Genomic DNA, 26,157 nt, shown 5'->3' with positions numbered 1-26,157 from the left:
CTCTTTCCCCAGGTCATCGCGCAGGCGCGCGAGGCCGAAGCGGCCGGTTTCGACACCGCATTCGTGATGGATCACTTCTACCAACTCCCCGGAATCGGCAAGCCCGACGAGCCGATGCTCGAGGCCTACTCCGCGCTGTCCGCGCTCGCGACGGCCACCGACACCATCCAGCTCTCCGCGCTGGTCACCGGCAACACCTACCGCAATCCGGCGATCCTCGCCAAGACGGTCACCACGCTGGACGTCGTCAGCGGCGGGCGTGCGATCCTCGGCATCGGTGCCGGCTGGTACGAACTCGAGCACCAGAGCTTCGGACTCGAGTTCGGCACGTTCACCGACCGTTTCGAGCGACTCGACGAGGCACTGCAGATCATCGAACCGATGCTCCGCGGCCAGCGTCCCACGTTCGACGGTCTCTGGTACCAGGTCGAGAACGCGATGAACGAGCCCCGCATCCGCGACGACCTGCCGATCATGCTCGGCGGTGGCGGCGAGAAGAAGACCTTCGGCTTGGCCGCCCAGTTCGCCGATCACCTCAACATCATCTGCGACGCAAACGAATTGCCGCGCAAGATGGCGGCCGTCCAGGCCCGCTGCGAGGAAGTCGACCGCGACCCGAACGACCTCGAGACGAGCTTCCTCGCGTTCGTCATCGTCGACGAGAACGGCGACAAGGCCAAGGAACTGCAGCGCGAGTTCGTGCTGAAGCAGGGCCTCGACCTGACGAACCTGTCGGAGGAGGACGCCGCGAAGGCCACCGATCGGCACTTCTGCGGAACCCCCGACGACGTCGCCGAGCAGGTACAGAAGCGGGTCCTCGATCAGGGCATCGACGGCATCATCATCAACCTGATCACCAACGGTCACCAGCCGGGAGCCGTCGAACTGGCAGGTAAAGCCCTGAAGCCGCTCGTCTAGAAATTTGCTCCAGCAGTAGCCGCGGGGGCGCGTGCGGTGGCATAGTTCCCCCGTGGCTCAGCTGAGGATGAACGGGCACCGCGTCTTGGTCGCCGACCTGACCGGCGACTCCCTGCGCGCGATGTCGGGCTCGATGGTGGCGTACGAGGGCGATGTCGCCTTCAAGAGCGCCGGTATGGGTGGCGGCGGCGGTTTTCGCGCCGCACTCAAACAGAAGGTGACGGGCGAGTCGCTGTCGCTGATGGACGTGTCCGGCAAGGGCACCGTCTACTTCGCCGTCGACGCTCAGGACATCACTCTCGTCGAGGTCCAGGGCGACAACCTGCACGTAGAGTCGTCCCAATTGCTGGCTCTCACAGGGCAACTGAAGACCGACATCAAATTCTCCGGCTTGCGCGGTGCCAGTTCCGGCCAGGGACTGTTCACCACCGTCGTCAGCGGGTCCGGCACCGTGGCATTGCTGTCCAAAGGTGGGCCGATCATCGCCCTCGCCGTCGATCCGCAGTATCCACTCGTCGTCGATCCCGACGCGTTCGTCGCCCATCGCGGCCAACTGAACCAGAGCTTCGTCACCGACGTCACGTGGCGTTCCGCCATCGGCGGCGGTAGCGGCGAGGCGTTCTCCCTCCGCTTCGACGGCCAGGGCGTCGTCTACATCCAACCCGAGGAGCGCTGACGTGCCACTCGAACTGGTCAACAGCAAAGTCGTGAAATCCGTTCTGGCACCGAATCAGAACGTGCTCGCGCGTCGTGGAGCGATGCTCTACTACACCGGCGACGTCCGGTTCGTTCCGCACTCGATGGGCGGCGGCGCGGGTGCCATGCCGGGCATGGGCGGCGTTGCCGGCATGGCCGGGCGGATGATGGCAGGCGAGCACGTGGCGATGATGGCAGCCGAGGGGCAGGGCGAGGTCTTCTACGGTCATGCCGGGTTGTACATCGAGGTGATCCATCTCGACGGTTCGTCGATGCTCACCGTCGAAGCCGATCGACTCCTGGTGCACGACGGCTACCTCCAGAGTTCCATCGTGGCTCTGACCTCGCAGGGCGGTGTCCGCGGAGCGGTGCGCGGCGCGATGACCGGACAGGGCTTGTTCACGACACAACTGACCGGCCAGGGCAGCGTCGCGGTTCTTTCGCACGGGGGCGCGACTCCGCTGCAGATCGGACCGGATCACCCCCAGGTGGTGGTCGATCCGCAGGCGTACGTCTGCCACATCGGCAACATCAACGTCGACATCTCTGCGAACGTCGGGTGGCGCGACGCCGTCGGCAAGGGCAGCGGCGAGGCGATCCAATTGAAGATGACCGGCATGGGCACCGTATGGGTGCAGGCGTCCGAGCAGAAGTTCTAGGGAGCACTGTCGTGGAAATACACACCCCGTACACCCTCCCGGTCAACGACAACGTTCCCGGCAACGACTATGCGTTCTGCGTCGAACTCGCAGGCCAGCCGTGGTTCACGTCGAAGGGCGCGATGATCGCGTACTACGGCAACGTTCGCTTCGAGCCGCTCGGGCAGACGTCCATGCCCGCCATCGTCGCGGCGCGGTTCTCGTCTCCGTTGTACTCGAACGACTGGGTACTCGCGCAGGGTCAGGGCAAGCTGATCCTCGGCGATCGCGGTTTCAATATCAACAGCTACGACCTCGACGACGGCAACCTCACCATCCGGGCGGCGAACCTCCTTGCGTTCGAGCCGACTCTGGATCTCAAGCAGTCCATCGTCCCGGGATTCCTGACCCTGCTGGGCACCGGCAAGTTCCTGGCCTCGTCCAACGGCCCCGTCATGTTCGCTGAGCCGCCGCTGCGTATCGACCCGGAAGCCCTTGTCGGATGGGCGGATTGCCCCTCGCCGTCGCATCACTTCGACGCCGACTGGATGCAGAACTTCCTCGGTGCAGCCCGCGGATTCCTCGGGGCGAACAGCGGCGAGGAGCGTCAGTTCGACTTCACCGGGGCCGGCACTGTGCTGATCCAGTCGAGCGAGAAGGTGCTCGACGATTCACACCTGCTGCGGTACGTCGAGTCGCAGACGGTCTCGTTGGGCCAGAACTCGCTGCGGGCGCTGCACAACACCATCGGGGCTCGGCTACAGCAGTAGCCCGCCTCGCAGCACCTCGACGGTGAACACGGCGGCCGTTCGGCGAGAACGCGCATACTGGAGTTTCACCTAGGAGGTACAGCCATGGCCAACCAAGGACCGTTCGGATTCGGATCCGACGACTTCGACAAGTTCGCCCGTGAGGCAACCGAGGGACTACGCGAGGTGGTCGGATCGCTGTTCGCATCCAACGCCGGGGCACCCAAAGCTCCGCCGGAGCCCGAAACCACAGGTCAGAAGGGCGACGGAGTCTGGGCGATCTACAGCGTCGACGACGCCGGATCACCCCAGATCGACCAGCTCTACGCCACCGAACTCGATGCCCTGCGTGCGCACAAGGACAACACCGACCCGCGCCGACGCGTCCGCTTCCTGCCCTACGGCGTGAGCGTCAGCGTTCTGGAGGACTGAATCGGGTGCACTGGACCGCGCTCAGCGCGGCTGGCTGCACCGGATTCACGCATGCTGGAACCGGACCGCGGCTATACCCGGACCTCACCGGTACCGATCGGTGCCGCAAACCGCGATGCAGGACTGCGAGTCGGTCTCGAACAGAAGGTTCGCAGGTTTCTTGATGCGTTTGCTGCGCCGCGCCCGAAAAGTGCCAAACGGTCTATGTTGAGGCAGACTCTGATGCGAACGATGCCACTCGACGACGAGGACCCTTCATGCGAACGACATTGCGCACCTTGGCCATTGCATCAGCTTGCACCACCCTCGCCCTCGTTGCACCCGCGTCAGCGCTCGCGGCCGAGCCCGAGGACATCAGATTCTCGTTCGCGGTCGACGGAAACAGCGTGACCAATACGATCACCAATTCCTCGGGCACGGTTATCGGCTGCGGGACATCGCTCGCACCTGCGCCGAACGGTGTTCTTCCTCCGGTTCTCGAGGTGATCGGTAACGGTCAGTCCCTGTACACCAACGGAGACACCCAGCCAGGTTCGACGGTCCAGACGATTGCCGACGTCCCGGCCGGCTCCTATGTCGCGCTGGCGTCGTGCACTTCCGTCGATGGGGACACCACCACCGCATGGATCTCGGATTACCCCGGACTCGACGAATTTCTGAACGGGCTCCCCTGGACTTCACACAAGGTGGAGCAGTCCTCCACCGTTGTCACCGTCGAGCCGAGTACGCCGTCCACCGATCTCCGATCTCTGCTAAACAGCGGTAGCGCCAACTGAATCACGCGAGAAACGCGACTACCGCATCGGCCGCCTGGTCGACGCCACCGTGTGCTCGCACCTGGGCACTCATTGCCGCTGCGCGCGGTGCCAATTGGCGAGCTTGGGCAACTGCGTCGACCAGGCTCGAAGCCGTGACCTTCTCGAATTCCAGGTACACGCCGACGCCGAGTTCGGCGAGCATCGCCGCATTGCCGAATTGATCGACGGCCTGGGGGATGGCCACGGTCGGGACACCGAACCACAGCGCCTCGGTACAACCACCCATCCCGGCGTGAGTGACGAAAACGGTCGCAGCATCGAGCACCGCGAGCTGCGGAACATGTTCGTGTACCTGGACATTCGCTGGTAGCTCACCGAGCACGGCCAGGTCGACGCGGCGGCCGATGGAGATCACCACGTGCCAGTCGGTGTTCGCGAAGGTCTCGATGCACAGTCGGTAGAACTCTGGTCGATCGTTGTAGCCCGTACCGAAGGAGATGTACAGGATCGGCGCGTCGGGTGCCGTCCAGCTGCGGTCCTGCAGGCGTACCGGATCGAGGCACGGCCCGACGAACCGCACCGATTCCGGTACCCGATCCGCGTTGGGCTGCATCACTTTCGGGATCAGCGACAGACAGTGCTGCGGGTAGGTGATCCATTCCCAGGGATCGGCGTCGATGTCGTTGTCTCGCAACCACGCCGTGTACGAAGCGTGGTACCGCAGACCACCAGCGGATTCACGCATCGGCGTCAGTACATCGGAAAGATCCTCGGCGTACCCATCCCACGCCACGAACGTCGGTGAGAGTTGCACGGCCGTCACTCCGTAGCGCACCCCGAGGACGGGTGCCGTCATGCCGCCGATGTCGTACAGAAACAGATCCGGCTGATCGTCGTCGTAGAACGCGGTGAGCACCGGATACGACGCGATCGCCTCGTCGAGGAAGACCTGCATGGCCGCGGCCGGGTCATCCGGCCACGACGCCTCTCCGTCGGGAAGTATCGAGGTGAACGGCACCACCTCGACGCCCGCGGGTTCGACCACGTGTCGCAGAAAATCACCGACGGCATAGGTGACGCGGTGTCCTCGCCGGACCAGCTCGGCAATCACGGCCAGCGATGGATAGATGTGGCTGGGAGCCGTCGTGCCGATCATGGCGATGTGCATGATCCCCACCGTAGGGCGCATCACGCGCCGCGAGCCAGCGAATTTCGTCGGCGATCAGATCAATCAGTAACGGTAGCGAGACCGTGATGGTTGCCTGCAGTGATATCGCCTTCACCGAGGTGATTGCCCTAGTACTCGTGGCCGTCACCGCAGCGCTGATCGTCATGCTTTCCCGGACGGGCAGATCCGACGTATCGTCGGCGAATGTCCTTTCTGCAACCGGTGACCCTCACTGACGATCTCGTGACCCTGGAGCCGCTGAGCCACGATCACCTCGAAGGTCTGTGCGATGCCGCCCGAGACGGGGAGCTGTGGAATCTCTGGTACACCAGTGTTCCGAAGCCCGAGGACATGGCGGCCGAGATCGACCGTCGACTCGGATTGCTCGACGCAGGCACGATGCTTCCGTTCACGCTGCGCCGCAACGACACCGGGCAGATCATCGGAGCGACAACGTTCTGCAACGCCGACGCCACCAACCGTCGCGTCGAAATCGGATACACGTGGAATGCCCGCTCCGCGCACGGAACCGGCACCAATCCCGCGAGCAAACTGCTGTTGCTGACGCATGCATTCGAGGAACTGGGATGCATCGCCGTCGAATTTCGTACCCATTGGATGAACCTGCAGTCGCGGACGGCGATCGCGAAACTGGGTGCGAAGCAGGACGGGATTCTGCGCAATCATCAACGCATGTCCGACGGTTCGTTGCGCGACACCGTCGTGTTCTCGATCATCGAATCCGAATGGCCCACCGTCCGCAACGAACTCCGCAGGCGTACCGCACGGTAGGTTGACCCCATGCGTGTGGATGGGCGGGACGTTCCCGTAGCGGGGAACCTGCTTCAGCCGCTGGTGCGCAGAACCAGCGACATCATTCGGGTCGTATCGGCCGCGGCGCTACTGGGTGTGGTGATCGCCGGTTCGCTGATCACCAGAAATCAGTGGGACGCGCTCGAGCAATCGGTGTCGAACATCGTCGGCGTGCTCAGCCCCGACCAATCCAATGCCGTCTACATCGTCTACGGCGTCGCAATTCTCGCGCTCCCGTTCGGCGTCCTGATCGGACTGATCGCGGGCCGCAAATGGAAACTGCTCGCCGGGTACGCGGCCGCGGCACTGCTGGCCGCGCTGGCGTTGTCGATCACCGGGACCGGGATCTCCACTCCCACCTGGGACCTCGACGTTCCCGAGCGACTCGACACGTTCCTCTCGCAATTCCTCGACGATTCGCGCTGGATCGCCATGTTGGCCGCGGCCTTGACGGTGTCCGGCCCGGGCCTGCCCGCACGATGGCGTCGGGCATGGTGGACGCTGTTGCTCGCGTTCGTGCCGATACATCTGGTCGTCTCCACCGTGGTCCCGGCTCGCTCGATGCTCGGACTGGCGGTCGGCTGGCTCGTCGGAGCCGTCATCGTGTTGCTCGTCGGCACGCCCGCGCTGGAGGTTCCGCTCGACGCGGCGGTTCGCCTGTTCCACAGCCGCGGTGTCACCGTTCGCAGCTTCACCGTCGTCCGCCCGGCCGGCCCCGGCCCGTTGGTGTTGAACGCACACACTCCCGACGCCGATGTGGTGGTCGAGTTGTACGGGCAGAATCAGCGCAGCGGTGGTGCCCTACGCCAGTCCTGGCGGTGGATCACACTGCGTGGCAGCGAAACTGCGCCACTGCACGCGTCGATGCGCCGGGCCGTCGAGCATCGCGCCCTGATGGGCCTTGCCATCAAGGGGTTGGGTGCGGCGGGAAGTCACCCACTGGCGGTGGCCGCGCTCGACAGAGGATGGACCCTGTACGCGCACAGCCTTCCCATCGGTGATCCGATCGAGGCGGAGCACGACGACGCCACCCTCGGCGCTCTGTGGTCGGCCCTGCACACTCTGCACGAGAACCAGATCTCCCACGGCGACCTGCACCGAAACGAACTCCGGATTCACGACGGCAAGGCCCTCTTCTGCGGTTTCGGTCATGCCGAACTGGGTGCCTCGGATTCCCAGATGCAATCCGACGTCGCGCAGTTGTTGCTCACCACCGCAGACCTGTTCGGCTCCCAGCGCGCCGTCGCGACCGCCATCGACGTACTCGGCTTCGAGACCGTGGTTGCGGCCTCGGGTCGCTTGACCAAGTCCGCCATCCCGCCGCGCATTCGCCAATCGGTGCGCGACGCCGACAAGACGATGAAGGCAGTCCGACTCGAGGTTCTCGAGCAGACCGGTGCGGCCAAGATCGAGGCCGAGCAGGTCACCCGATTCAGCCGCAACCAGATCATCTCGCTCGTGCTGTTGATCGGATTGGTCTACGTCGCATACCCGTTCATCAGTGCGGTGCCCGCGTTCGTCACCGAACTCGGTTCGGCGAACTGGTGGTGGGCTCTGCTCGGTCTGGCGGTGTCCGCGCTGACGTACGTCGGTGCCGGAGCCGCGTTGTGGGCGTGCGCGCTGGGCAAGGTCAGCTTCTGGAATCTGACGGTGATGCAGGTCGCCAACACCTTCGCGGCGACGACGACGCCCGCCGGCGTCGGCGGACTGGCCCTGAGCGTGCGATTCCTGCAGAAGGGTGGATTGGGAACGGTTCGCGCGACGGCGGCAGTGGCACTGCAACAATCGGTCCAGGTGATCACGCACGTGAGCCTGCTGATCTTCTTCAGCGTCGTCGCAGGCACCTCGTCCGGTCTGTCGAACATGGTGCCGGGCAACACTGTGCTGTATCTCATCGCAGGTGCCGCTTTCGGCGTCGTCGGGACGTTCATGTTCGTACCCAAGCTGCGACGCTGGCTGCGGGTAGCCGTTCGTCCGCAGATCAAGGAAGTCCTCGGCGAACTGGGCGAACTCGCCCGCGACCCCAAACGGTTCTCGATCATCATCCTCGGCTGCGCGGCCACGACGTTGGGTGCCGCGCTTGCACTCTGGGCGAGCATCGAGGCCTTCGGCGGCGGCACCACGTTCGTCACCGTGACTGTGGTGACGATGATCGGCGGAACTCTGGCCTCGGCCGCGCCGACGCCGGGCGGTGTGGGTGCCGTGGAGGCCGCACTCATCGGCGGTCTGGCCGCCTTCGGAGTGCCCGCCTCCATCGCCGTGCCGTCGGTCTTGCTCTATCGCGTCCTGACCTGCTGGTTGCCGGTGTTTCTCGGGTGGCCGACACTACGGTGGCTCACCAAGCGAGACATGGTCTGACGCACTGCAGACAGCGTGTATGCCCGATTCCGGCACAGCTCCACGTGGCGCTGGTAGCGTTCAGCCGGCCGGGGATCTGCCCATGAGAGGTATGCCCATTTCCAGACCGGGGATTGCGGTGACGGCCGAGGGCCGTACGCGATACAGGCCTGGGCTCCACGCCACGCGCGCGAGAGTCGACGACGACTACACGTACTTCGCGAACACAGCGCGCGAGCGTTGGGTGCGGTATTTCGTCGGAACCCTGACACTGTTGTTCGGCCTGTCCGGGATCCTGATGGTTCCCACCGGCATCCACTACGACGGCCTGGCGGTATTCGTCCTCCTCGGGGCGTTGACGACGATACCGGTGGCGATCGCGTGGTTCCTCGGACCATGGCCGTCACCGCGTCTGGCCAATGCCTTCGTGTTCTACGCAGACGTCGGCATCGTGGGCATCCTGTTCAGCAGCACCGACCGTTATGTGCCACTGGCCGGATGCATGATGTTCACGATCGTGGCTGTCTTCACCGTCATTGCAAGCTCGTTCCGAGTGATGTGGATTCACCTGGCGGTCTCGGTGGCGACGGTACTTGCACTCGGCATACTTGCGGTCGGTCAGGGAAAGAACCCGTGGCTGGTGGCCGCGACCGCAGTCACCGTCGTCACGTTGTACCTCACCCCCTTGATGATGCGGGCGTACATCCGGCATCTACGTTCTCGGGCATCGGGAGCCGTCATCGATTCGCTGACGGGCCTGTACAACCGGCGCGGATTGCTCGAGGCAATCGATGACGTCGGTACCGCCTCCACCGACAGCCCCTCGGATCGAACCATCGGGGTCACCGTTCTCGACATCGATCGGTTCAAGGACATCAACGACCGATTCGGTCACCCCACCGGCGATGCAGTACTGATCGAGATCGCCTCACGGCTCACCGCCGCGGTACCGCAGACATCGGTGGTCTCGCGCCTGAGCGGAGACGAGTTCGTCATCGTGCACATCGGTTCGCCCGGCGAGATCGAATCGGCCGACCACAGGATCCGGATCGGTCTCGACGAAAGCTTCTCCGGACCGCCTTTCACCGCCAGTGTCGGTTCTGCCTCGGAACTACTCGGCGGCGAACCCGTCACCCCTACCGTCGTGCGCAAACTGATCGCATCGGCCGATATCGAGATGTATCGCAACAAGTCTCGACTCTCCGAGGACGACGGCAGCGCCCGCGGCACCAGCACCGGAACGCGAGCGGACATCCGCACGCGCATCGAGACCTTGATCTCGCGAGGCGGGCCTGACGTGGTGTTCCAACCTATCTGCGACACGGTCACCACAAGGGTCGTCGGTTACGAGGCACTGTCTCGTTTTCCTTTCGGCTACGGCTCGCCGACGATGTGGTTCCGCGACGCCACCAATGCGGGAATCGGACCGCTTCTCGAAGCCGCCGCCATCGACCGCGCGCTGGCCGCGTCCGCGTCACTTCCCCGCGGAATCTTCGTTTCACTCAACGCGTCTGCCGACACCATTCGCTCCACCGACCTGGCCGCCGTACTGAAGCCGTTCCAGAAGAACCGACAGTTCCACATCGAAATCACCGAACACGAGCGGGTCCACGACTACCGCGCGGTCGCCCGAACCATCGAATCCATGCGCGGAGCAGGCATATCCATCTCCGTCGACGACGTAGGTGCCGGCTTCGCCGGACTTCGCCAGGTGGTCGAACTGCGCCCCGACACCCTGAAGATCGACTACGCACTGGTGCACGGAATCGACACCGACCCGATCCGAAGGGCCGCCGCTGCATCGGTGATCGGATTTGCACACGAGATCGGGTCGACGGTCATCATGGAAGGCGTCGAAACCGAAGCGGAACTCCGAGTGGCCGCCGAACTCGGAGCAGACATGGTGCAGGGCTTTCTCACCGGACGACCACTACCGCTGTCGGACATCACCGGGTAGTGCTGCGCGGCCCCTCCAGCCGATCAGATCGACGAGTCGACCGTGAACTTCGTCAGTGTCGGAGCGGCAGCAAGCATCGGCGGCAGTTCGGTGATCTGGCCGGGACCGGCGCGGAACTCGCGGTACTTCGCATCGGCCTCGGCCGACTCCCACGTCTCGTAGGCCACCACGTGGGCTTCGTTCTCCTCGTCGACCCACACGTCGACGCCGAGGCAACCCTCGAACGCGCGGGTTTCGGCCAGCACCGTGCGCAGCAGTGCTCGCGCGTCGGCAAGAGACTCGGGCTTGAACGTCAGATCCAGTGTTGCAATGAGAGCCATGGCTCCAGGGTAGACCGCGACGGGTCACCGCAGCCGTAGAGCCAAGTAGAACTCGATCCTGTCCTCCAGTCGCGACAGATCGCGGCCGGTCAGTTCCTCGATGCGCTGGATGCGATATCGGACGGAATTGACGTGCATGTGCAATTGTTCGGCACATCGAGTCCAGGCTCCGTTGGTGTCGAGGTACACCGACAGCGTCTCGACGAGATCACTGTTGTGCAGGTCGTCGTAGTCGACCAGGGGAGTCAGCAGTCTCGAGGTGAACATGCGTCGCACGTCGTCGGGAACGTTGGCGAGAAGTATTGTCAGCGTGGCCAATTCGTCGTGACCGACGACACTGCAGTCCGAGCCACGACGCTGGGCGAGTCTGCGGGCGTAGCGCGCTTCCTCGATCGCGCTTCGGATGTCGACGGGCGCGGTCGGAGCGCTGACACCGATCGAGGTGCCGCTACCGACCAGTCCCGGTGCCAACGTGTGGACCGCTCGCCGAACGGAATCGGTTCGGTCGGTTCGCGCCTCCACCAACGCGATGGCCTCACCGTCGACGATTCCGAGGGTGATCTCCAACGGTGCCAGCACTTCTCGTAACAGCGGGCGTAGCTCGCCGAGCCGCAACGTCTCCCCGGATGTGGCCACAGCCACTGCAGCATACCGTGTTTCGATGTCGAGTCCGATGACGTGCATCTGGGCGAGGATGTCAGCGGCCGTCGCACCGCCGACGATCGTGCGCACGAATTCCTGCGCCAGAATTCCCGACCCGGACAGGCGATCGTCGACGCGACTGCGTTCCACCGCCACGATCGACGCCAGCTGTCCGGCCAGGGAAAGTCTCGGCGCATCCCATGTCTGCCAATCGCTTTCGAAGGCCACGAACCAATCCACGACGCGCGGTGCGGACTCACCGTCGACGGCGAACACCGAGACTCGCTGCTCCGGGCAATAGCGCGGCAGCCGTACCGAGCTCATGAAGTCCTGCGCCACCGCTTCGGTGTCCGGCGGATTTTCGGATCCGGCGAGTACCCGTCCCGACGACGTGACGACCCAGCAGTTCATACCCAGATCGGAGCTGACCATCTCCAGCAGCGGACCGAGACCCCCACCGGGCCCCGCGCTAGCCACCAGGCGTCGATGCCGATCGAGCACCAGACTCAGGTCCGAGGCCCGGGCCGTGGACAGTTGCCGGACCACGCTCTCGGTGACGGTGGCGAAAGCGATGTCGGCGGGTACGCGAAAGAGCGGCAGGCCGTGCTCGAGGCAGGCGTCGACCAGATCGTCGGGCACCACGCCGTCGTCGGATGCCGCCAACGCCGAGATCCCGGCCTTGGACACCGCCCGGACGAACGTCCTCGAGTCCTCGGGGCCCGTCCGCCACATCAGACCGGTCAGCACCAGCTCTCCGCCGCTGAGGTAGCGACTCGGATCGAGCATGTCGGTGGTCACGACCCATCGGATGGTCGGATCGAAGTGCTCGGGAGTGACGATCGGCTGCAGTTTCAGGTCGGGGAGATCGGCCAGATCACGCAGTCTCACGGTGCATCGACCTCCTCTTCGTAGGATCCTCCAAAACCTACACTGTGATCGGCGTCATACTTCGTCGTTCCTGTCTCTCGTTCGCATGGCCTCCGGCGGTTGTACTGGGTGAACACGACCGAAAGACACGTGAGCGGAGAACAGCACGATGGAATTTCTACGACCACAGACCTGGGGCGACGCGTTGGCCGCGAAGGCCGACGACGTCGACGTGGTGCCCATCCAGGGCGGCACCGACGTCATGGTCGAGATGAACTTCGACCTGCACCGGCCGGGCGCATTGCTGGATCTGAACCCGATCACCGAACTCACCGAATGGGCGCACCTTCCCGACGGGACGCTGCGGGTCGGCGCAGGCGTGCCGTACGTCCGCATCATCGCCGAGCTCGGAGACATGCTTCCCGGCATCTCCCAGGCCTCCCGCACCGTCGGCTCACCGCAGATCCGCAATCGCGGGACCGTCGGCGGCAACCTCGGCGGCGCGTCGCCAGCAGGCGATCTGCACGCGCCTCTGCTCGCAGCGGGCGCGACCGTCGAGGTCGAATCGGCCGAGCGCGGAGTACGCATGATTCCCGCCACCGAGTTCTACCTCGGCGTCAAGCGCAATTCCTGCCTGCCCGACGAACTCATCCGTGCCTTTCACGTGGCACCGGCAGCGGGACCGCAGTACTTCTCGAAGATCGGCACCCGCAACGCGATGGTCATCGCCGTCTGCTCGTTCTCGATCGCACTGTTTCCGCAGGAGGGTCGCGTGGGTACCGGACTCGGCTCCGCTGCGCCGACGCCGCGCCGGGCTTACGATGCCGAGAACTACCTCGCGGCCGAACTCGAGTGGGACGGTGCCCTCGATCCGCGGGTATCGGAGGAATTCGGCCGATTGGTCAGTGCGGCAGCAAGTCCCATCGACGACGTACGAGGCACTGCCGATTACCGCAAGCACGCCCTGTCCGTGATGGCCCGGCGAACACTGGGCTGGGCATGGCGAGACCTCACAGCCGCACGGAAGGTGGCCTGAACATGCGAGTCAACTGCACCATCAACGGAAAAGACATGGAAGCCGACGACGTCTGGGAGGGCGAGAGTCTGCTCTACCTGCTGCGTGAACGCATGGGACTCCCCGGATCCAAGAATGCCTGCGAGCAAGGTGAATGCGGTTCGTGCACCGTCTATCTCGACGGCGTCCCCGCATGCGCCTGCCTGGTGGCCGCCGGTCAGGTCGAGGGCCGCGAGATCCGTACCGTCGAAGGCCTCGCCGAAGGCGACAAGCTGGATCCGATGCAGGAGGCGTTCGTCGAATGCGGAGCCGTCCAATGCGGCTTCTGCACCCCCGGGCTCGTGGTGCAAGCACACGATCTGATCGAGCGCGTTCCCAATCCGTCGGACGTCGAGATCCGTGAATCCCTCGCCGGAAACCTCTGCCGCTGCACCGGATACGAGAAGATCCTGGACGCCGTGCGGCTTGCAGCAACTCGAAAGGCCGAAGCCAAATGACCACTGTCATCTCGGGTGCCTACATCGCGCCCATCGTCGGCGACGAAATCCCCGACGGCTACCTCGTCGTCGAGGGCACGATGATCACCGCCATCGGATCGGGTCCCGCCCCGATCGTACCCGGTGCCGAGACGATCGACGCGTCCGGCTGCCTGGTCACCCCCGGCCTGGTGAACACACACCACCACCTCTACCAGTGGGCGTCCCAGGGCCTCGCCAAGGACAACACTCTGTTCGAGTGGCTTGTCGCGCTGTACAAGCCGTGGTCCAAGATGGATGCCGAGGTCGTCGGCGGTGCTGCCGCGGCCGGGCTCGGATGGCTGGCCAAATCGGGATGCACCACGAGCACCGATCATCACTACATCTTCCCGCAGGGCCGAGGCGATCTGTTCGCCGCCGAGATCGACGCGGCGCAACGCATCGGAGTCCGCTTCCAGCCGTGCCGAGGCTCGATGGACCGGGGTGTGTCCGACGGCGGCCTGCCACCGGACGAGGTGGTCGAATCGCTCGACGACATCCTCACGGCCACCGCCGAGGCCATCGACACCTATCACGACGCCTCCTTCGGTTCCATGCTCCGCATCGCGGTCGCGCCCTGTTCACCGTTCTCGATCAGTAAAGAGCTACTCGTCGAGTCCGCAGGGCTTGCTCGCGCCAAAGGCGTTCGGCTGCACACTCATCTGGCCGAAACCCTGGACGAAGAAGAGCACTGCCTCGCTCAGATGAACTGCACCCCGGTCGAGTACATGGAGCAGGTCGGCTGGCTGGGTGACGACGTGTGGTTCGCACACGCCGTGCACCTGCACGATTCCGACATCGCGAAGATTGCGGCAACCGGTACCGGCACCGCCCATTGCCCGAGTTCCAATGCTCGGCTCGGCGCGGGTATCGCCCGGATCTCGGACCTGCTCGCCGCCGGCGCACCCGTCGGCCTGGGGGTCGACGGTTCCGCCTCGGCCGAGATGGTGCCCCTCGCAGGCGAGGTCCGTCAGGCCATGTACATGCAGCGCGCCAAGTACGGGCCGACAGCACTGACGGCGCGTCAGGCACTCGAGATCGGAACACTGGGCGGCGCAACGGTACTGGGTCGTCAGAGCGAAATCGGTTCGCTCGAGGTCGGCAAGCTCGCCGACATCGCGATCTGGCGCACCGACGGGTTCTACTCGGCGGTGGACGATCCGGTCGTCGCGTTCGCGTACGGGCAGACACCACCGCTCGCGCGCTTGATGGTGGGAGGCCGGACGATCGTCGAGAACGATGTCTTGACCAGCGCACCGCAGGACGAAATAGGCCGCGCCGGAGCCGATGCGCACCGTCGCCTGATGAAACTCGCGGAGGACGTGCTGTGAGCGCCCCGACCACCACACCCCGGCAAGCTCCCGCCGACATCCCCGCCCCGGGTCGCGGTCGCGTCGGCGACAGCCCGCTGCGACCCGACGGCACGCTGAAGGTCAAGGGCGAGTTCGCCTACTCATCGGATCTGTTCATCGACGGGATGCTGTGGGGTGCAACCCTTCGTAGCCCGCATCCCCGCGCGAGGATCGTCTCTGTCGACATCTCGAAGGCGCTGGCAACTCCCGGCGTCGAGGCGGTACTCACCCACGAGGACGTGCCGGGGCGCAAGTGCTTCGGGCTCGACCACACGTGGGATCAGCCCGTGCTGGCCTTCGACGAGGTGCGGCACGAGGGCGAACCGATCGCGTTGATCGCAGCCGACCATCCCGAAACCGCCCGGCGCGCAATGGAAAAGATCGTCGTGGTCTACGACGTGCTCGAGCCTCTCACCGATGCCCGACGCGCAGCCCTGGATCCGGACTACCCGAAGGTGCAGGAACGCGGCGGAGTGGCGCGACATCAGCCGGTGCGCGTCGGCAACGTCGCCGCCGCACGGGCCACCGCGGATGTCATCGTCAGCAGCGACTTCGCCGTCGGCATCCAGGATCAAGCGTTCCTCGGACCCGAGTCCGGCTTGGCCGTTCCCGCCGAGGACGGCGGCGTGGATCTCTATGTCGCGACCCAGTGGATGCACAACGATCTGGCGCAGATCGGGCCGTGTCTCGGCCTGCCCGAGGAGAAGATCCGAATGACGCTGGCCGGCGTCGGCGGTGCATTCGGTGGCCGTGAGGACCTGTCGATGCAGATCCACGCGGCGATGCTCGCCATGCACACCGGCAAGCCCGTCAAGATCGTCTACAACCGGTACGAGTCGTTCTTCGGCCACGTACACCGCCACCCCGCACAGATGCACTACGAGTACGGTGCCACCAGGGACGGCAAGCTCGTGTTCGCCGATGTCGAGATCATCCTCGACGGCGGTGCGTACACCTCGGCCACTCTCAACGTGGTCGGCAACGCGGCCTCGCTCGGTGTCGGACCGTACGTCATCCCCAACATCGAGATCGACGCGTACGGGGTGTACACCAACAATCCACCGTGCGGTGCGATGCGTGGATTCGGCGCAGTGCAAGCATGTTTCGCGTACGAGTCGATGATGGACAAGCTCGGCGAGGCCTGCGGTATCGGGCCGGTGGCAATCCGCCAGATCAACGCCGTCAGCCAAGGTTCCATCCTCGCGACCGGCCAGGTCATCGAAGCACCTGCCCCACTGGCCGAGATGCTCGCCCGAGCCGAGGCGATGGAACTACCTGCCCCGCTGGACGCGTCGGACATTCGAAATCTGCCGGGTGGGGCATCGCAGACCACCCACGGCGAAGGCGTCGTACGTGGGATCGGATACGGCGTCGGCATCAAGAACATCTGCTTCTCCGAGAACTACGACGACTACTCCACTGCTCGCGTCCGGCTGGAGGTGATCGGCGGCGAGGCAACGGCATTGGTGCACACGGCTGCTGCCGAGGTGGGGCAGGGACTGGTGACGTTGGAGGCGCAGATCGCGCGCACCGAACTCGGCGTCACCAAGGTCGTCATCCATCCCGCCGACACCAAGGTCGGCAATGCCGGCTCTTCGTCCGCGTCGCGCCAGTCGTACATGACCGGTGGCGCAGTGAAGACCGCGTGCGAGGCCGTGCGCGAGGCGGTGTTCGTCCTGGCCGGCCTGTATCTGGGCCGCGCGGTGGCCGACCTCAGCCTCGACGGCGGCAAGATCGTCTCGGCCACCGACGGTGTGCTGGCCACGATCGAGGACGTACTCGGCGATCGCGTCATCGAGCAGACTCGTGAATTCCACCATCGCCCCACCAGCGGAATGGATCCGGTCACCGGACAGGGCGCGAGCCACACCCAGCTCGCCCTGTGTGTCCACCGCGCCGTGGTGGACGTCGACGTCGATCTGGGGCTCGTCAAGGTCGTCGAGATGGCGGCCGTGCAGGACGTCGGCAAGATCCTCAACCGGCTTTCACTCGAAGGCCAGATCCATGGCGGCACAGCGCAGGGCCTCGGCCTCGCGGTGATGGAAGAAATCGTCGTCGTGGACGGTCTGGTGAAGAACCCGTCGTTCACCGACTATCTGATTCCGACCATTCTCGACATGCCGCCCATGAAGCTGGACATCCTCGAGAACCCGGATCCTCTGGCACCGTACGGCCTTCGTGGTGCCGGCGAGCCACCCACCCTCTCGTCGACGCCCGCCGTCGTCGCAGCCATCCGCAACGCCACCGGACTCGCGTTGACCCGCGTACCCGTTCGACCCGAACACATCATCAACAGCTGATCCGAGTTCCATCCCCATTCGACGAAACCTTCTCCGGCACAACCGTACCGACGCCAACTCCCCCGGCATGTCGGCCCGGCCCGACGCTCGACGAGGTTGATCACGCCCTGGGAGGGCCGATCATGACCGACGTACACACATCCAGCACTCGCCAAAGCGGACGAGGTCGATCCCAGATCGACAAGTTCTTCGACATCACCGGCCGCGGTTCCACGCTGTCACGCGAAATTCGTGGTGGTGTCACCACATTCGTGGCCATGGCCTACCTGATCGTTCTCATCCCTCTGATCATCGGTGATGCACGCGATGTCACCGGTGCCACGCTCGATCCGGCTCAGCTGTCGACCATGGTGGCACTGTCCGCCGGGCTGACGACCATCCTGATGGGGGTCGTCGGAAACGCGCCCCTCGCGATGGCAGCCGGCCTCGGTGTGACGCCGATCGTGGTGTTCCAGGCGGCCCCGTACATGACCTGGCCGCAGGCGATGGGTCTGGTGGTTCTCGAGGGCGTCGTCATCGTCGTCTTCGCTCTCACCGGCATTCGGCAACTCATCATGGATGCCATACCACTGGTACTCAAGCAGGCGATCGGCGTCGGGATCGGTGCATTCATCGCGCTCATCGGCCTGGTCGACGCCGGGTTCGTCGGGCACCACGAGTCGGCAGCAACCGCCGTCACCCTTGGCACCTTCGGCAAGCTCGCCGGCTGGCCGGTGTTCGTGTTCTGCGTCGGGCTCATCCTGATGATCATGCTGTTCGTTCGGAAGGTGCCGGGCGCGATGCTGATCGGCATCTTCGTGGCCACCAACTTGGCGATCATCCTGAACTCGGTGTTCGACATCGAGCCGGAGGCGTGGGGCCCCGTGGTACCGAAGGTGCCCGACTCCATCGTCGCCACACCACAATTCGATCTACTGTTCAACGTCGACCTGTTCGGCGGCTTCGCACGGGCCGGGATCGTCACGGCGTCGGTCGTCCTGTTCACGCTCGTTCTCTCGGGCTTCTTCGACGCGATGGGCACCATCCTCGGAGTCGGCGAGGAAGCGGGTCTGGTCGACAAGCAAGGCAGGATGCCCGGACTGAGCCGCATCCTCACCGTCGACGGCATCGGTGCCATCGTCGGAGGCGCAATCAACGGCTCCGCCAACACCGCCGTGGTGGAATCTGCGGCCGGCGTCACCGAGGGTGCCCGAACCGGTCTCGCCAGCGTCGTCACAGGCGGGTTGCTGACCAGCTTGATCTTCTTCACTCCGTTGGCCGGGGTGGTTCCCGTCGGTGCAGCTGCGCCGGCCCTGGTTCTGGTGGGCGCGCTGATGATGACGCACGTACGCAAGATCGACTGGGAGAACACCGAAATCGCGATCCCCGCCTTCCTGACCATCGTCCTGATGCCCTTCACCTACTCCATCACCGTCGGTGTTGCGGCCGGTGTCATCTCGTACACCCTCGTTCGTCTGGCCAAAGGCAAAGCACGCCAGACGCATTGGCTGCTGTACCTGATGTCGGGTATATTCTTGGTCTACTTCGCCCTGCACCCGATCGAAGAAGCGTTGGGAATCTCGTAACGTGAAAGAGATCGTCGATCGTCTGTCCGCCTGGGACCGCGCTGGCATTCCCTATGCGGTAGCGACTGTCATTGCGGTATCCGGAAGTGCCCCAAGGCTTCCGGGTGCCGCGATGGCGGTCTGCGCCGACGGTGAAGCAGTGGGCAGCGTCTCCGGTGGCTGCGTCGAAGGCGCCGTGTACGAGCTGTGCCGCGAGGTTCTCGAGACCGGTGAGTCCAAGCGAGAATCGTTCGGCTACAGCGACGTCGACGCTTTCGCTGTCGGTCTGACCTGCGGGGGAGTGATCGAGGTGTTCGTCCGCCTCGGACCTCCGCGTGCCGTGCTCGCGGCCATCGCGTCGGACTCGGCGGTGGCCACGGTGACGATGCTCTCCGGGTCAGGGGAATCGCTTGCAGTGTCCTCCTCGGCCACTATCGGCAGCACCGGGTTCTCCGACGTCGACGCCGTGGTCGTCGGTGAGGCGCTGGCGATGCTGGACTCCGGCGGTACCGGTATCCGGTCGGTGCGGTGCCGGCCTGATCTCGACGTGTTCGTGCAGTCCTACGCCACGGCCCCGCGGCTGCTGATCTTCGGGGCAATCGACTACGCCGGCGCACTCGCCCGCGTGGGTAAGTTCCTCGGGTATCACGTGACGGTCTGTGACGCGAGACCGGTATTCGCCACTGCTGCACGGTTTCCCGACGCCGACGAGGTGGTCACCGAATGGCCGCACAGCTACCTGGCGCGGACGGCCGTCGATGCCCGCACGGTGATTTGCGTCCTGACGCACGACGCCAAATTCGATGTGCCGCTGCTCGAGGTGGCCCTACGACTGCCCGTCGCATTCGTCGGGGCGATGGGATCACGCAGGACTCACGACGATCGCGCGGCCCGGTTGCGCGACGTCGGGTTGACTGAGCAGGAGCTCGCACGCTTGAAGTCGCCGATCGGCCTGGACCTGGGAGCAAGAACTCCCGAGGAGACCGCGCTGGCCATCGCTGCGGAATTCGTCGCAGTGCGACGCGGGGGTAGCGCTCTGCCACTGACACATGCAGCGGGTCCGATCCACCACGACGGGGCGGCGGGGGATGCGAAGTACGCGTAACTACCCTGGTTACGGGATGTCCACCTCTCTGCCGTGAAGGGATTCAGTTGATTCGCGACCTACCTCGGTATCGACGACTGAACCTGTTGAGCGTTGCCCTTCTCGGCACCATGGCTGCAGTCGCCACGACCCAGGTACTCGACCTGTCCAATTTCGGCCGGGGACTCGCGCACGCGGCAATTCTCATCTGTGCGGTTGCGGCCGTTGTGTACGGAGTCTTCCGCGCAGCCCGCAAGCCCACGTGGCTGCTTCCTCGCATGGCGCTCGTCTTCTTCACGCTCGGATCCGTGGCGTCACTCATCGGAGGGAGTTATCTCCCCGCAGCCAGCGGCGCGATCATGGCTGCCATTCTCCCGATGTTCTCGACTGATGAACGGTGGGACAGGCTCTTCGGGTACCGCGCGATCGCGAATTGAACCAGGACTTCGGGCAATCGATAGTCGCAGTGCAGACGGATTCACGCCGCCCTCGATTCCGCCCTCGAGTTCTTGTCGGTGGGTCGAGATAGTCTTCTTTCAGTTCGAACGCACGTTCTGAAATGTTGCTCACCGGGGGGTGAAAAATGGGTGCAATACCGACCGTGTCACTGGAGGCGTTGACCGCCGCCGCGCGCGAGGAGAATCGGCAGGCGGCCCGCAAGATCACCGCCTGCTACCGCGTGCACTGCGACTGGATCACCCGCGACACCAAACACAAGCACTACAGCCGATACGGACGCACCGAAATGTCCGTGGCGTTGGGCTGCTCGGCGACCGTCGCCGAATCGTACGTCTCCGTCAGCGTCGCCCTGCACACCCGAATGCCGCTGCTACGGGCAGCGTTCGAAACCGGTGAGATCGACCTCCCCCGCGTGCGGACGGTATGCCGGATCCTCGACAACCTCTCCGACGACATCGTCACCCGCGTCGAAGCCGAGGTCGTCGAGGCGGCGCGGAGATCGTCCCCGGGCCCGCTCGAACAGGCGATCTGGAACATCCTGCTGCGCGTCGCACCCGAGGAAGCCGCCGCGTTGCGGGAGTTCGCGAAGAAATTCCGCACCGTCACCTACAGCCCCGCCGGCGAACTCGCCCGCATCCGAGCCGAGCTGACCGCCCCCGAAGCCGCCGCCGCATGGCAACTCCTCGAGGAGATGGCCGACACCCTCTGCCCCAAAGACCCGCGCGGTAAAAAAGATCGCCTGTGCGATGCATTCATGGCCCGCATGCACGGCGAACCCCGACTGGCATGCCTGTGCCAACGCACCGATTGCCCGAAGAAAGACACAGCGTTGCCGGATCGACGGGTGCCGCTCACGCTGATCACCGTCGACATCGCCACCCTCATCGGACTACTCGCCAACCCCGCCTACCTCGCCGGGCACGGATCCATCGACCCCGACCTCGCGCGAGAGTTGGCACGCAACAGTCACTGGCAGATCCTGCTCACCGAAGCAGTGACCCTCGCAGAGAAACTCGGACTCGCTGTGCAGAACCCAGAGACCGGACAATGGGAACGACCCCCGGACAGCGAGAAAGCAGGGGCTGCAACGGAACCCGAGACGGGAACAGCGACGGACGAAGACGAAGACGCGGGCTCGTGCATGGGCTTGGCTGCAGACTCGGATGCGGATGCGGATGCGGATGCGGGAACTGGGTCGGGCGCGGACTCGAGGGCTGCGACAGAATCCTCGACCGAACCGACCCCGGCCAGTTCACCTGCACCTGCACCTGCACCGGGAAATACCTCGACACCAGCACCGACGCCCGCAGCACCGGCAGATGAGGTCGACGAGACCGGGGAGACCGGCGAGACCGGCGATGCCGAGGAGAACGACGAATCCGCACCCGTACCTGCGACCGCCCTTCCAGCTCAAGCAACGTCGGCCACCGGCCCTGAAGTCGCGGCTTCGCCTGCACCGGCGTCAGCGTCAGCATCACCACCACCTGCGGAACAGACACCGCCGATGCCTGCTATCACACCGAACTGTTCGGAATCATGCTCTTCCACAACACCATCCGACTCCACGACATCCGGGACGACATCAGCCCGAGGCCCGGAACCAGGAACAGGACCGACTGACGCTGCCGCTGCCGCTGCCGCCAGCGACAACCCACGCCAGCGTCGCCTCGGATCACTGACCTCCGCCGCAGCCCTGTTCTGCACCCACACACCCCTCGCCCGGGGCACACGGCACAGCTCTGCCCTCGACCTGGACGACATCAGACACCCCGCCCACAACATGAGAGCACTCGACCTACGCTCGGCAATCCGGCTGGACAACCCAACGACCCCCACTGCAGGCCACACACCCGCAAACCGCACGTCCTCAGGCATCTACCTCGGAAACGCGTCCCTCGCCGCAGCGCTCGAAGCTGCCATCGCCGCCGACCCCACCCTCGGCACATCCATCCCCCGCGACCCACTCACCGACCGCGCCCTGATCTACCGACCCGACACCCTCACCACAGCAGCCGTCCGACTGCGCGACAAACACTGCCGATTCCCCGGCTGCCACCGACCCGCCGCACGCTGCCAACTCGACCACATCACCCCCTTCGACCACTCCAACCCTCGCGGCGGCGGCTGGACCACCGTCAACAACCTCCAATGCCTCTGCCACTACCACCACTCCGTCAAAACAGCCGGCTACTGGAAGGCCGTCATGCTTCCCGGCGGAGCGATTCTGTGGACATCGACCTCCAAGACCACACGAATCACCCTGCCCACCAACGCAACATCCGTACCCATCCTCGGAAACGACCTCAGACCACACATCCCCACCACACCGAAACGATCCGGCCACATCGCCTACCCCAACCCACCCGACAACCTTGAGCCCGACAACCACGAGACCGGAAGCCACGAGGACACGAAGCCACCGTTCTAGAAGGTCAGCGCTGGCGCCGCAACAGCTGTCCGGTCGACGACTCCGAGCCCGCGATCCATGACCGTCGCACCACACCCGACAAGCCCACCCGGTCGTACGCAGTCACCGGGTTACGGTGGTACAGCTGCGCGACGTCGACGGTGAACTTCTCATCCGGAGCGAAGACCACGAGATCTGCAGCACAACCGATCTCGATGCGTCCACGATCTGCCATACCCACCTGATCGGCCGTGTTGGTGGCCATGCATCGCACGATGTCGGTCAGTGCGAAGCCGCGAGAACGCGCCTCGGTCCACACCGCTGCAAGTGACACCTGCAGCGACGCAATCCCACCCCACGCATCGCCGAAGTCTCCGGTGTCGAACCGCTTCAGGTCGGGCGTACAGGGCGAGTGATCGGTGACAATGGTGTCGATCGTGCCGTCGGACAGACCCTGCCACAACAACTCGCGGTTGCCGGCCTCGCGGATCGGCGGGCAGCACTTGAACTGGGTCGCCCCAGCCGGCACGGCCTCGGCGTCGAAACACAGGTAGTGCGGACAGGTTTCGACGGTCACCCGCACACCGTCGCGCTTGGCCGCCGCAATCATCGGCAACGCATCGGCGCTCGACAGATGCAGAATGTGCACCCGACACCCCGTCCGCCGAGACAGCTCGATCACCTGCTCGATGGCCCGATTCTCGGCCGCACGTGGACGCGATTCCAAGAATCCCGAGTACTCACGGCCCGCCGCGGACGGTGCCTCGGCGATCACCTCGGCGTTCTCGGCGTGGACGATCATCAGCCCGTCGAACGATGCAATCTCGATCAGAGCCTTCTCGAGCTCCGGAATCGTCAGCGGCGGAAACTCGTCCACGCCCGACGCCAGCAGGAAGCACTTGAAGCCGAAAACACCCGCATCGTGCAGTGGCCGCAGCTGATCGACGTTCCCCGGCACGGCACCGCCCCAGAACCCGACGTTCACGACCGACTGATCCGCTGCCACCCGCCGCTTGATCTCCAACGCCGCAACGTCCACCGTCGGCGGGATGCTGTTGAGCGGCATGTCGACGATGGTGGTGATGCCACCAGCCGCGGCAGCCCGGGTGGCGCTGGCGAACCCTTCCCACTCGGTGCGCCCCGGCTCGTTGACGTGAACATGCGTGTCCACCAAACCCGGCAGCAACACCTCGTCCGAGCCGAGCTCGACCACGATGCCGGCGAGCACCGCACCACCAGCATCATAGGAGTCGATCGCCACGATCCGGCCGTCCACCACCGCGCCCGAAGCGGCGACCTCCCGTCCGCCGATCACCGCCCGCGAAGCGCGAACGACCAGATCGATCGAATCAGACTGCACTGGAAATACTCTGAAGCTCGGACGACTTCCACGCCACATCAGCCGCATCGAGAGCTTCGGCGTCGAGTTCCCCGAACAATCTCAATCGGGACAGGCCGCCGTCGGGGTACACGTCCAGTCGCAGGTGCGTATATGCGTCGACCTCGTTCAGCAGGAAGCGGTGACGCGTGTCCGGCTGAACGGCGGTACGGGGCAGAATCTCGCTCCATGCCGTCGGGTCCGTGATGTGTCGGCGACGAGAATCGATGGCGCTGAGTCGAATCCACCCCGGCGCGTTTCCGACGTAGTAGCTGGTGTCGACCTCCACGTGTCGCGGAGCACCGGGTGAAGCGAGGGCGAAGACCGCGAAGTCGTTGCCGCCATGGCGTCGTCGCGAGTTTTCCCAACCCTCGCCCATGTTGCGAGCCCGCCCGGGCAGGATGATGTTGGCCGGGGAGGAGTAGAACGCGTCGGAGCAGTCGATCAGCCGAGCTCCGTTCTCGGCGGCCAGCAGATCGACGGTGCCGGCGAGGAACCGCGGATCCTGCACCACCTGGCCGTGCACACGGAACCGGGCAACGCCGCCGTCGGGGTAGATCGACAGACGCACATGCGTCCACCGGTGCCGATCGTCCACCGCATACATGTTCGCAGTGTCACCGGCTGCGGGGGACTTGTCGACGATGCTGTGCCATTCCGCATTCTGCACGTCCTCGATGGACGGGTAGCCCTCGATCGACGCAGCCTCGACGGAGACGAACGGCGGGTAGTTGCCAGTGAAGTGAGCGGTGTCGACCACGACGCCGTGCACGATGCCAGGGGAACCCAACCGCACGATCGCCCAGTCGTGGCCACCCTCGTCACGGCGACGCCGAGTCTCCCAGCCGTCGTATACCTTTCCCTTGTGTCCGAAGTCCGCGGGATCGAACAGCGGAGCGTCCGGCTTGATCAGGTTCTCGCGCTGGGCGAACAGCTCGTCGTTCGCTGCGGAGACGCTGCCGCCGAGCGCCCGAGAGGCAAGGTCGGTCAGCGTGGTGAAATCGGTTCCGGTCATGAAGTTCCTTCCAAAATGTGTGTGGTGGCCAACGTTCGACCTACCTCGTGCAACAACCGAGCCGCGTCACGCATGGAGATCTGCGGGTCCGGCTCCAGGTCGGTCAGCGAATAGGAGGCGGTGATTCCGTAGGGGCGCAATCGATCCAAGCCGACGATGCTGCGTCCCGCCACGGTGATCACCGGGACCCCCGCCGCGCATGCTGCATGGGCGACTCCGATCGGTGCCTTGCCGTGCAGGCTCTGCTCGTCCAGCGAACCCTCACCGGTGACGACAAGGTCGGCCGACGCCAGAGCGCTGCCGAAGTCGATCAGCTCGAGCACGGTGTCGATCCCCGGCTTGGCCGCAGCACCGAGTACAGCCATGGCACCGAAGGCGGATCCGCCGGCCGCCCCGGTGCCGGCGAGACCGCTCAAGTCGCGGCCGATTGCGTTGCGTACCAGATGCGCCCACTGTCGCATCCCGTGTTCCAGATACAGCAACTCCTGCGGTCCTGCACCCTTCTGTGGGCCGTAGACAGCCGCGGCTCCGGTGACACCGAGCAACGGATTGTCGACGTCGCAGGCCAGCTCGAACACCGCATTCCGGGCCGACTGCAACAGGCCGCTCAGGTCGAGGTGGACTGCACCCCGCAGCGGACCGCCGCCGAGCGCGACGTCGTTGCCTTCGGCATCGAGGATGCGGGCACCGAGCGCGCTGAGCATTCCTGCGCCGCCGTCGGTGGATGCGCTGCCTCCGAGCCCGACTACGAGACGCCGCGCACCTGCCTCCAGAGCGTGCCCGATGACGGTAC

Annotated in this window: 23 protein-coding genes; 17 read left to right on the top strand and 6 right to left on the bottom strand. The window is 65.0% G+C overall.

The annotated features are described in order from the left end of the window. From A2J02_RS07005 to A2J02_RS06980, 6 genes are all read left to right on the top strand, one after another. A partial coding sequence (locus A2J02_RS07005) for an LLM class F420-dependent oxidoreductase (RefSeq protein ID WP_068048510.1) occupies window positions 1-918 on the top strand: 918 nt, incomplete at its 5' end. A 67-nt stretch (window positions 919-985) separates the two neighbouring features. After that, entirely contained in the window at window positions 986-1,594 is a 609-nt protein-coding gene (locus A2J02_RS07000; protein ID WP_068048507.1) for an AIM24 family protein, read from the top strand. A 1-nt stretch (window position 1,595) separates the two neighbouring features. Beyond that, a complete protein-coding gene (locus A2J02_RS06995) occupies window positions 1,596-2,273 on the top strand; it encodes an AIM24 family protein (protein ID WP_068048504.1) in 678 nt (225 codons plus the stop codon). Further along, the gene (locus A2J02_RS06990; protein ID WP_068048501.1) at window positions 2,243-3,022 is read left to right on the top strand and encodes an AIM24 family protein; all 780 of its coding nucleotides are present in this window, start codon (window positions 2,243-2,245) and stop codon (window positions 3,020-3,022) included. The genes A2J02_RS06995 and A2J02_RS06990 overlap by 31 nt, the downstream gene beginning before the upstream one ends. An 84-nt stretch (window positions 3,023-3,106) precedes the next feature. Further along, entirely contained in the window at window positions 3,107-3,433 is a 327-nt protein-coding gene (locus tag A2J02_RS06985; RefSeq protein ID WP_037194906.1) for a hypothetical protein, read from the top strand. Window positions 3,434-3,690: 257 nt separating this feature from the next. Next, entirely contained in the window at window positions 3,691-4,209 is a 519-nt protein-coding gene (locus A2J02_RS06980) for a hypothetical protein (protein WP_068048499.1), read from the top strand. Window position 4,210: 1 nt separating this feature from the next. On the opposite strand, the gene A2J02_RS06975 is transcribed toward A2J02_RS06980, so the two are convergent. Beyond that, on the bottom strand, window positions 4,211-5,359 hold the full coding sequence (locus tag A2J02_RS06975) for a macrolide family glycosyltransferase (protein WP_068048518.1): 1,149 nt from the start codon (window positions 5,357-5,359) through the stop codon (window positions 4,211-4,213). A gap of 204 nt (window positions 5,360-5,563) precedes the next feature. Here A2J02_RS06975 and A2J02_RS06970 point away from each other — a divergent pair, with 204 nt between their 5' ends. From A2J02_RS06970 to A2J02_RS06960, 3 genes are all read left to right on the top strand, one after another. Further along, complete coding sequence (locus tag A2J02_RS06970; RefSeq protein ID WP_068048498.1) at window positions 5,564-6,151, top strand: GNAT family N-acetyltransferase; 588 nt, start codon at window positions 5,564-5,566, stop codon at window positions 6,149-6,151. 9 nt (window positions 6,152-6,160) lie between these two features. Further along, a complete protein-coding gene (locus tag A2J02_RS06965) occupies window positions 6,161-8,530 on the top strand; it encodes a lysylphosphatidylglycerol synthase transmembrane domain-containing protein (RefSeq protein ID WP_068048496.1) in 2,370 nt (789 codons plus the stop codon). A gap of 91 nt (window positions 8,531-8,621) precedes the next feature. Further along, window positions 8,622-10,466 carry a bifunctional diguanylate cyclase/phosphodiesterase gene (locus tag A2J02_RS06960; protein WP_231893754.1) on the top strand — a complete coding sequence of 615 codons (1,845 nt, stop codon included), beginning with the start codon at window positions 8,622-8,624 and terminating at the stop codon, window positions 10,464-10,466. Window positions 10,467-10,489: 23 nt separating this feature from the next. Here A2J02_RS06960 and A2J02_RS06955 read toward each other — a convergent pair whose 3' ends face one another. After that, window positions 10,490-10,786 (bottom strand): putative quinol monooxygenase, encoded by a 297-nt coding sequence (locus A2J02_RS06955; protein ID WP_068048495.1) that lies wholly within the window; start codon window positions 10,784-10,786, stop codon window positions 10,490-10,492. Between the two features lie 24 nt (window positions 10,787-10,810). Beyond that, window positions 10,811-12,316, bottom strand: a complete 1,506-nt coding sequence (locus A2J02_RS06950; RefSeq protein ID WP_068048492.1) for a PucR family transcriptional regulator — start codon at window positions 12,314-12,316, stop codon at window positions 10,811-10,813. A gap of 148 nt (window positions 12,317-12,464) precedes the next feature. Here A2J02_RS06950 and A2J02_RS06945 point away from each other — a divergent pair, with 148 nt between their 5' ends. The 8 genes from A2J02_RS06945 (at window position 12,465) to A2J02_RS06910 (ending at window position 22,992) form a co-directional block, all read left to right on the top strand. After that, entirely contained in the window at window positions 12,465-13,331 is an 867-nt protein-coding gene (locus tag A2J02_RS06945) for an FAD binding domain-containing protein (protein ID WP_068048488.1), read from the top strand. A gap of 2 nt (window positions 13,332-13,333) precedes the next feature. Then, complete coding sequence (locus A2J02_RS06940; protein WP_068048485.1) at window positions 13,334-13,807, top strand: (2Fe-2S)-binding protein; 474 nt, start codon at window positions 13,334-13,336, stop codon at window positions 13,805-13,807. Then, window positions 13,804-15,156 (top strand): 8-oxoguanine deaminase, encoded by a 1,353-nt coding sequence (locus tag A2J02_RS06935; RefSeq protein WP_068048481.1) that lies wholly within the window; start codon window positions 13,804-13,806, stop codon window positions 15,154-15,156. The genes A2J02_RS06940 and A2J02_RS06935 overlap by 4 nt, the downstream gene beginning before the upstream one ends. Continuing rightward, on the top strand, window positions 15,153-17,477 hold the full coding sequence (locus A2J02_RS06930) for a xanthine dehydrogenase family protein molybdopterin-binding subunit (RefSeq protein WP_231893753.1): 2,325 nt from the start codon (window positions 15,153-15,155) through the stop codon (window positions 17,475-17,477). The genes A2J02_RS06935 and A2J02_RS06930 overlap by 4 nt, the downstream gene beginning before the upstream one ends. A gap of 122 nt (window positions 17,478-17,599) precedes the next feature. Then, window positions 17,600-19,042, top strand: a complete 1,443-nt coding sequence (locus A2J02_RS06925; RefSeq protein ID WP_068048478.1) for an NCS2 family permease — start codon at window positions 17,600-17,602, stop codon at window positions 19,040-19,042. A 1-nt stretch (window position 19,043) separates the two neighbouring features. Then, entirely contained in the window at window positions 19,044-20,126 is a 1,083-nt protein-coding gene (locus A2J02_RS06920) for an XdhC family protein (RefSeq protein ID WP_068048476.1), read from the top strand. A 110-nt stretch (window positions 20,127-20,236) separates the two neighbouring features. Beyond that, window positions 20,237-20,542, top strand: coding sequence for a hypothetical protein (locus A2J02_RS06915; RefSeq protein ID WP_156516129.1), 306 nt, complete (start codon window positions 20,237-20,239; stop codon window positions 20,540-20,542). A gap of 146 nt (window positions 20,543-20,688) precedes the next feature. Next, entirely contained in the window at window positions 20,689-22,992 is a 2,304-nt protein-coding gene (locus A2J02_RS06910; RefSeq protein WP_068048468.1) for an HNH endonuclease, read from the top strand. Between the two features lie 4 nt (window positions 22,993-22,996). Here the strand turns inward: A2J02_RS06910 and allB are convergent, their stop codons facing one another. The 3 genes from allB to A2J02_RS06895 form a co-directional block, all read right to left on the bottom strand. After that, the gene (gene allB, locus A2J02_RS06905; protein WP_082899487.1) at window positions 22,997-24,370 is read right to left on the bottom strand and encodes an allantoinase AllB; all 1,374 of its coding nucleotides are present in this window, start codon (window positions 24,368-24,370) and stop codon (window positions 22,997-22,999) included. Further along, window positions 24,321-25,364, bottom strand: coding sequence for an allantoicase (alc, locus tag A2J02_RS06900; protein ID WP_068048465.1), 1,044 nt, complete (start codon window positions 25,362-25,364; stop codon window positions 24,321-24,323). Before alc ends, allB begins: the two co-directional genes overlap by 50 nt. Continuing rightward, a partial coding sequence (locus A2J02_RS06895) for a glycerate kinase (RefSeq protein ID WP_068048463.1) occupies window positions 25,361-26,157 on the bottom strand: 797 nt, incomplete at its 5' end. The genes A2J02_RS06895 and alc, both read right to left, overlap by 4 nt.

Origin of the sequence: Rhodococcus sp. EPR-147 (genome assembly GCF_001647185.1) — a bacterium.
Taxonomy (GTDB): domain Bacteria; phylum Actinomycetota; class Actinomycetes; order Mycobacteriales; family Mycobacteriaceae; genus Rhodococcoides.
This window is presented reverse-complemented; position numbering and strand designations above follow the sequence as displayed.

Excerpts from the sequence above, each read along its gene's own strand:
- allB (WP_082899487.1), bottom strand. The coding sequence starts at position 24,370 with ATGTGGCGTGGAAGTCGTCCGAGCTTCAGAGTATTTCCAGTGCAGTCT.
- A2J02_RS06940 (WP_068048485.1), top strand. The coding sequence starts at position 13,334 with ATGCGAGTCAACTGCACCATCAACGGAAAAGACATGGAAGCCGACGAC.
- A2J02_RS06990 (WP_068048501.1), top strand. The coding sequence starts at position 2,243 with ATGGGTGCAGGCGTCCGAGCAGAAGTTCTAGGGAGCACTGTCGTGGAA.
- A2J02_RS06925 (WP_068048478.1), top strand. The coding sequence starts at position 17,600 with ATGACCGACGTACACACATCCAGCACTCGCCAAAGCGGACGAGGTCGA.
- A2J02_RS06945 (WP_068048488.1), top strand. The coding sequence starts at position 12,465 with ATGGAATTTCTACGACCACAGACCTGGGGCGACGCGTTGGCCGCGAAG.
- A2J02_RS06970 (WP_068048498.1), top strand. The coding sequence starts at position 5,564 with ATGTCCTTTCTGCAACCGGTGACCCTCACTGACGATCTCGTGACCCTG.
- A2J02_RS06975 (WP_068048518.1), bottom strand. The coding sequence starts at position 5,359 with ATGCACATCGCCATGATCGGCACGACGGCTCCCAGCCACATCTATCCA.
- A2J02_RS06910 (WP_068048468.1), top strand. The coding sequence starts at position 20,689 with ATGGGTGCAATACCGACCGTGTCACTGGAGGCGTTGACCGCCGCCGCG.
- A2J02_RS06980 (WP_068048499.1), top strand. The coding sequence starts at position 3,691 with ATGCGAACGACATTGCGCACCTTGGCCATTGCATCAGCTTGCACCACC.
- A2J02_RS06955 (WP_068048495.1), bottom strand. The coding sequence starts at position 10,786 with ATGGCTCTCATTGCAACACTGGATCTGACGTTCAAGCCCGAGTCTCTT.
- A2J02_RS06985 (WP_037194906.1), top strand. The coding sequence starts at position 3,107 with ATGGCCAACCAAGGACCGTTCGGATTCGGATCCGACGACTTCGACAAG.
- A2J02_RS06935 (WP_068048481.1), top strand. The coding sequence starts at position 13,804 with ATGACCACTGTCATCTCGGGTGCCTACATCGCGCCCATCGTCGGCGAC.
- A2J02_RS06965 (WP_068048496.1), top strand. The coding sequence starts at position 6,161 with ATGCGTGTGGATGGGCGGGACGTTCCCGTAGCGGGGAACCTGCTTCAG.
- A2J02_RS06915 (WP_156516129.1), top strand. The coding sequence starts at position 20,237 with ATGGCTGCAGTCGCCACGACCCAGGTACTCGACCTGTCCAATTTCGGC.
- alc (WP_068048465.1), bottom strand. The coding sequence starts at position 25,364 with ATGACCGGAACCGATTTCACCACGCTGACCGACCTTGCCTCTCGGGCG.
- A2J02_RS06960 (WP_231893754.1), top strand. The coding sequence starts at position 8,622 with ATGCCCATTTCCAGACCGGGGATTGCGGTGACGGCCGAGGGCCGTACG.
- A2J02_RS07000 (WP_068048507.1), top strand. The coding sequence starts at position 986 with ATGAACGGGCACCGCGTCTTGGTCGCCGACCTGACCGGCGACTCCCTG.